Origin of the sequence: Saccharomonospora iraqiensis subsp. paurometabolica YIM 90007 (assembly GCF_000231035.2) — a bacterium.
Lineage (GTDB): Bacteria > Actinomycetota > Actinomycetes > Mycobacteriales > Pseudonocardiaceae > Saccharomonospora > Saccharomonospora paurometabolica.
Genome location: NZ_KI912213.1, coordinates 287,624 through 293,088, shown reverse-complemented (window position 1 = coordinate 293,088; position 5,465 = coordinate 287,624). Strand labels below are relative to the sequence as shown.

The window sequence follows — 5,465 nt, the reverse complement described above, 5'->3', positions numbered from 1 at the left end:
CCGGCGGGGCGCATCAGCGCGGCCGCGCCCGCCTGGGGCGCGAGCCTGCCCGCCACCTCGGACATCGGGGCCAGCAGCGGTAGCGCCCCGTCGCCGGTCTGCACCGTCTCGTAGGCGATCGCGGTCGTGCCCGCCTCCAGCAGTGCCCGGGTGAGCGACCCGTCCGCGGCGAGGTGCAGGTAGGTGAACAGCACCTGATCCGCGCGCAGGTGCGCGTACTCGGCCGCGACCGGCTCCTTGACCTTGAGCACCAGCTCGCCCTCGGCCCACACGTCCGCGGCGGTGCGCAGGACCGTGGCCCCGGCGGACTCGTACTCCGCGTCCGTGATCGCCGAGCCGGCCCCCGCGCCGGTCTCGACGACCACCTCGTGCCCTCTGCGGGTGAGCTCGTCGACGCCGGTGGGGGTCAGTGCGACCCGGTACTCGTGCTTCTTCGTCTCCCGGGGGACGGCGATCCGCACGTCTGCCTCCTCGTTCTCGGCGCGGCCGGTGGGGATTACCCGCGGGCCGCGGTCCACGTCCCGACCGTGGGTGCACGGTGGGGAAGGTCCATCCTCCTCACCGGCGCAAGGAGTACCCGCTCCGGCGCGCGGTCCGACGGAGCGCACCGCGGGCAGGCTCCCGGTGGTGTCCGGCTACCGTGCCGCGTGCAGTGCCCCGAGAGCGAGCTCGGCGAGCAGCTCGGCGAGCTCCGGGTCGGGCAGGTGGCGACTGTGCGGGGTGGAGTTCATCAGTCCGAACACGGCGTGCGCGGTGGACCGTGCGCGGGTGTCGTCCAGGTGCGGGACGGCGGCGCGGAGCGCGTCCACCCAGACCTCGACGTAGCGACGTTGCAGCGCGCGCACCTGTCTGCGGTCGTCCTCGGTCAGGTTGGCCAGGTCGCGTTCCTGCACCGTGATCAACGCGGGCTGGGTCAGGGCGAAGTCGACGTGGAACCGCACCAGCCCGGCCAGGACCTCGCCGGGAGGACCGTCGTGCCCGGCGTGTCCGAGGGCTCCGTCCAACAGGTACCGGCTGATCGAGGTGAGCATCTCGCCGAGCATGGCGTCCTTGCTGCGGAAGTGCCGGTACAGCGCCGGGCCGGAAATGCCCACGGCGGCGCCGATGTCGTCGATCCCGACGCCGTGGAATCCGCGGTCGGCGAACAACCCGGCCGCGGCCGCGAGGATCTCCTCGCGCCGACTGGCCTTGTCACCGCGGATCAGAGGGGAACCGGAGGACACCGGGACACTCTAGCGCTTTCGTTAGCGCACGCTAATGGCGGGCCGACCTCCGGCGTAAGCCGTCCGGGTGGAGTTCGATTCCGGCTCCTGCTCCGGGAACCGGTCACCTGGTAAGCATTTTCCTCGGCCGATCGTCGTTGAAAGGGTGCGCCATGGTGGTGCGGACTCGCCGTTTCCTCGCAACGGTAACAATTATGTTACTCGCACTGGTGGGGGGAGCCGTGACGACGGCCGCCGCACCCGCCGTCGACTACGTCGCCCTGGGCGATTCGTATTCCTCCGGGGTCGGGGCCGGATCGTACGGTGATTCCGGCAATTGCAAACGCAGTTCCAACGCGTACCCGGAGCTCTGGGCGGACTCGCACCCGGTTTCCGACTTCGAATTCGCCGCCTGCCTCGGCGCCCGCACGTCCGACGTGATCAGCCAGGCGTCCGTGCTGGACGCGGGCACCACGCTGGTGACCCTGTCGGTCGGTGGGAACGACGCGGGCTTCACCGACGTGATGATCGACTGCACCCTCGGGACGGACCAGCAGTGCGTCGACCGGGTGGCCACCGCGAAGGACTACGCCACGACCACACTGCCCGGCCTGCTCGACGACGTCTACGCCACGGTGACGGCCAACGCCCCGAACGCGGAGGTGATCGTGCTCGGGTATCCCCGCTTCTACGAGATCGGTGGCTCGTGCCGGGCGGGGCTGAGCGACACGAAGCGGTCGGCGATCAACTCGGGTGCGGACACGCTGGCCGAGGTCACCGCGCAGCGCGCGGCGGCCGCGGGCGTCACCTTCGTCGATGTGCGGGGCCACTTCGACGGCCACGAGATCTGTTCCGACGGCGAGTGGTGGCTGCACAGCCTCACCTGGCCCGCCGACGAGTCCTATCACCCGACCGCCGCGGGTCAGGCGTCCGGATATCTGCCCGCGTTGGAGTCCGTGACCGGCTGAGCCGGGCGGCGCGGGACACTGGACACCACCCGTTAGTGGCCGCTAACCTCGCACCGGAAGTTAACGGCTGCTAACTTGAGGGTGTGATGGACACTCCGGCGCTGACCAGCTCCGTCGATCCCGGCGGGGATGCGGGTACCCGCAACACCCGTGCGCACACCGAGCTGGTGGACGATCTGCGTGCCCGCCTGGCCGACGTGCGTCCGGGCGGACCTGAGAAGGCACGGTCCCGGCATGTCGAGCGGGGCAAGCTGTTGCCCCGCGACCGGGTGGACGCACTGCTCGACCCCGGCTCACCGCTGCTGGAACTCTCTCCGCTGGCGGCGACCGGGCTCTACGACGACGAGGCCCCGGCGGCCGGGATCATCACCGGGATCGGCCGGGTGTCCGGCCGTGAGTGTGTGATCGTGGCGAACGACGCCACCGTCAAGGGCGGCACCTACTACCCGGTGACGGTGAAGAAGCACCTCCGGGCGCAGGAGGTGGCGCTGCACAACAACCTGCCGTGCCTCTACCTCGTCGATTCCGGCGGCGCGTTCCTGCCGCGTCAGGACGAGGTGTTCCCGGACCGCGAGCACTTCGGCCGCATCTTCTACAACCAGGCCACCATGTCCGCGCGCGGGATTCCGCAGATCGCGGCCGTGCTCGGGTCGTGCACCGCGGGCGGCGCCTACGTGCCCGCCATGAGCGACGAGGCGGTGATCGTGCGGAACCAGGGCACGATCTTCCTCGGCGGACCGCCGCTGGTGAAGGCCGCGACGGGGGAGGAGGTCACCGCCGAGGAACTGGGCGGCGGCGACGTGCACGCCCGGCAGTCCGGGGTGACCGACCACCTGGCCGCCGACGACGCCGACGCGCTGCGCATCGTGCGCTCCATCGTCGCCACCCTCGGCCCCCCACCGCCGCGTCCGTGGGAGACGGCACCGGTCGAGGAACCCGCCGTCGCTCCGGACGACCTCTACGCGGCCGTGCCCGTCGACTCCCGCACCCCCTACGACGTGCGGGAGGTGATCGCGCGGGTGGTGGACGGCAGCCGGTTCGCCGAGTTCAAGAAGGAGTACGGCACGACACTCGTCACCGGTTTCGCCCACATCCACGGGCACCCGGTGGGCATCGTGGCCAACAACGGCGTGCTGTTCGGGGAATCGGCGATGAAGGGGGCCCACTTCATCGAACTGTGCGACCGGCGTTCGATTCCGCTGGTGTTCCTGCAGAACATCACCGGATTCATGGTGGGGCGCGACTACGAGGCCGGCGGCATCGCCAAGCACGGCGCGAAGATGGTCACCGCCGTGGCCTGCGCCCGGGTCCCGAAATTCACCGTGATCATCGGCGGGTCGTTCGGTGCGGGCAACTACTCGATGTGCGGCCGGGCGTACTCGCCCCGGTTCCTGTGGATGTGGCCGAACGCCCGGATCTCGGTGATGGGGGGCGAACAGGCCGCCTCGGTCCTGGCCACGGTGCGCCGGGACGGATTCGAGGCGCGCGGGCAGGAGTGGTCGGCCGAGGCCGAGGAGGAGTTCAAGGAGCCGATCCGGGAGCAGTACGAGACGCAGGGCAACCCGTACTACTCCACCGCGCGCCTCTGGGACGACGGCGTGATCGACCCGAAGGACACCCGGACGGTGCTGGGGCTGGCGTTGTCCGCGGCGGGCAACGCGCCGCTCGAACCGGTCAACTACGGCGTCTTCAGGATGTGAGGGGCATGTTCGACACGGTTCTGGTCGCGAACCGGGGCGAGATCGCCGTCCGGGTGATCGCCACGCTGCGCCGGATGGGGATCCGTTCGGTCGCGGTCTACAGCGACGCCGACGCCGACTCCCGGCACGTCGCCGAAGCCGACGTCGCCGTCCGGGTCGGCCCGGCCGAGGCCACGCGGAGCTACCTGTCCGTGCCGGACATCGTGCGCGCCGCCGTGGACTCCGGCGCGCAGGCGGTGCACCCCGGCTACGGGTTCCTCTCCGAGAACGCCGCCTTCGCCCGCGCCTGCGCCGACGCCGGGGTCGTGTTCATCGGACCGCCCCCGTCGGCGATCGAGGCGATGGGCGACAAGATCCGCGCCAAGGAGACCGTGTCCGCTGCGGGCGTCCCCGTGGTGCCCGGGGAGAGCGACGTGTCCGGGGTGGATTCCGTGGCGGCGGCCGCCGGACGGGTGGGCTATCCGGTGCTGTTGAAGCCGTCGGCCGGTGGTGGCGGCAAGGGGATGCGGGTGGTGACCTCCCCCGAGGGTCTGCCGGAGGCGGTGGAGTCGGCGCGGCGCGAGGCGCGCGGGGCGTTCGGCGACGACCGGCTGCTCGTCGAGCGGTTCGTCACCGCGCCGCGGCACATCGAGATCCAGGTGCTCGCCGACTCCCACGGTCACTGCCTGCACCTCGGTGAGCGGGAGTGCAGCCTGCAGCGGCGGCACCAGAAGATCGTCGAGGAGGCACCGTCGGCGCTGCTCGACGCGGACACGCGCGAGCGCATGGGACGGGCCGCCGTGGAGGCCGCACGCTCGGTCGGGTACGTCGGCGCGGGCACCGTCGAGTGCATCGTCTCCGCCGACCGCCCGGACGAGTTCTTCTTCCTGGAGATGAACACCCGGCTGCAGGTGGAGCACCCGGTCACCGAACTGGTCACCGGCGTCGACCTGGTGGAGTGGCAGGTGCGCGTGGCGGCGGGGGAGCCGCTGACGCTGACCTCCGACGACGTGCGCCTGGACGGGCACGCCGCCGAGGCCCGTGTCTACGCCGAGGACCCGGCGCGCGAGTTCGTGCCCACCGGGGGCACGGTGCTCGGCCTGGCCGAACCCGAGGCGGGCCACGTCCGGGTGGATTCCGGTCTGCACCCGGGCGCGGTCGTCGGCTCGCACTACGACCCGATGCTGGCCAAGGTCGTCGTCTGGGGGCCCGACCGGGCCTCGGCTTTGCACCGGCTGGACCGTGCCCTCGCCGACACCGCGGTGCTGGGCGTGCCGACGAACGTGCCGTTCCTGCGTGCGCTCGTCCGGCACCCGGACGTGCGTGCGGGCCGGCTCGACACCGCGCTGGTGGAACGCGAGCTCGGCACGCTGACGGCCGGCGACGTGCCGGACGAGTTCCTCGTCGCGGCGGCGCTGGACCGGCTGGTGCGGCTGTATCCGGCGGGCCCGGTCGTCGACCCGTGGGACGTGCCGAACGGATGGCGGCTCGGGGGCAGCGCGGGGGTGGCGTTCCTGCTGCGCGCCGGGACGACCGAGGCCCTCGTCCACGTCGCGGGCACGCCGGAGGCGGCGCGGGTGACCGTGGGCGACGGCGACCCGGTCGACGCCGCCGTG

General features: G+C 71.8%; 5 protein-coding genes. 3 read left to right on the top strand and 2 right to left on the bottom strand.

The annotated features are described in order from the left end of the window. Together SACPADRAFT_RS0206125 and SACPADRAFT_RS0206120 are read right to left on the bottom strand one after the other, a co-directional pair. The coding region (locus tag SACPADRAFT_RS0206125; RefSeq protein WP_007026297.1) for an alanine dehydrogenase at nucleotides 1-461 on the bottom strand (461 nt) is incomplete at its 3' end. Between the two features lie 174 nt (nucleotides 462-635). Next, nucleotides 636-1,223, bottom strand: a complete 588-nt coding sequence (locus SACPADRAFT_RS0206120) for an SACE_7040 family transcriptional regulator (protein ID WP_007026296.1) — start codon at nucleotides 1,221-1,223, stop codon at nucleotides 636-638. Between the two features lie 152 nt (nucleotides 1,224-1,375). Between SACPADRAFT_RS0206120 and SACPADRAFT_RS0206115 the strand changes: the two genes are divergently transcribed. From SACPADRAFT_RS0206115 to SACPADRAFT_RS0206105, 3 genes are all read left to right on the top strand, one after another. Next, complete coding sequence (locus tag SACPADRAFT_RS0206115) at nucleotides 1,376-2,170, top strand: SGNH/GDSL hydrolase family protein (protein ID WP_007026295.1); 795 nt, start codon at nucleotides 1,376-1,378, stop codon at nucleotides 2,168-2,170. A gap of 86 nt (nucleotides 2,171-2,256) precedes the next feature. Further along, nucleotides 2,257-3,870, top strand: coding sequence for a carboxyl transferase domain-containing protein (locus SACPADRAFT_RS0206110; RefSeq protein ID WP_007026294.1), 1,614 nt, complete (start codon nucleotides 2,257-2,259; stop codon nucleotides 3,868-3,870). A gap of 5 nt (nucleotides 3,871-3,875) precedes the next feature. Next, nucleotides 3,876-5,465, top strand: a 1,590-nt coding sequence (locus SACPADRAFT_RS0206105; RefSeq protein WP_007026293.1) for an acetyl-CoA carboxylase biotin carboxylase subunit, incomplete at its 3' end; no start/stop codon positions are given.

Excerpts from the sequence above, each read along its gene's own strand:
- SACPADRAFT_RS0206115 (WP_007026295.1), top strand. The coding sequence starts at position 1,376 with ATGGTGGTGCGGACTCGCCGTTTCCTCGCAACGGTAACAATTATGTTA.
- SACPADRAFT_RS0206110 (WP_007026294.1), top strand. The coding sequence starts at position 2,257 with ATGGACACTCCGGCGCTGACCAGCTCCGTCGATCCCGGCGGGGATGCG.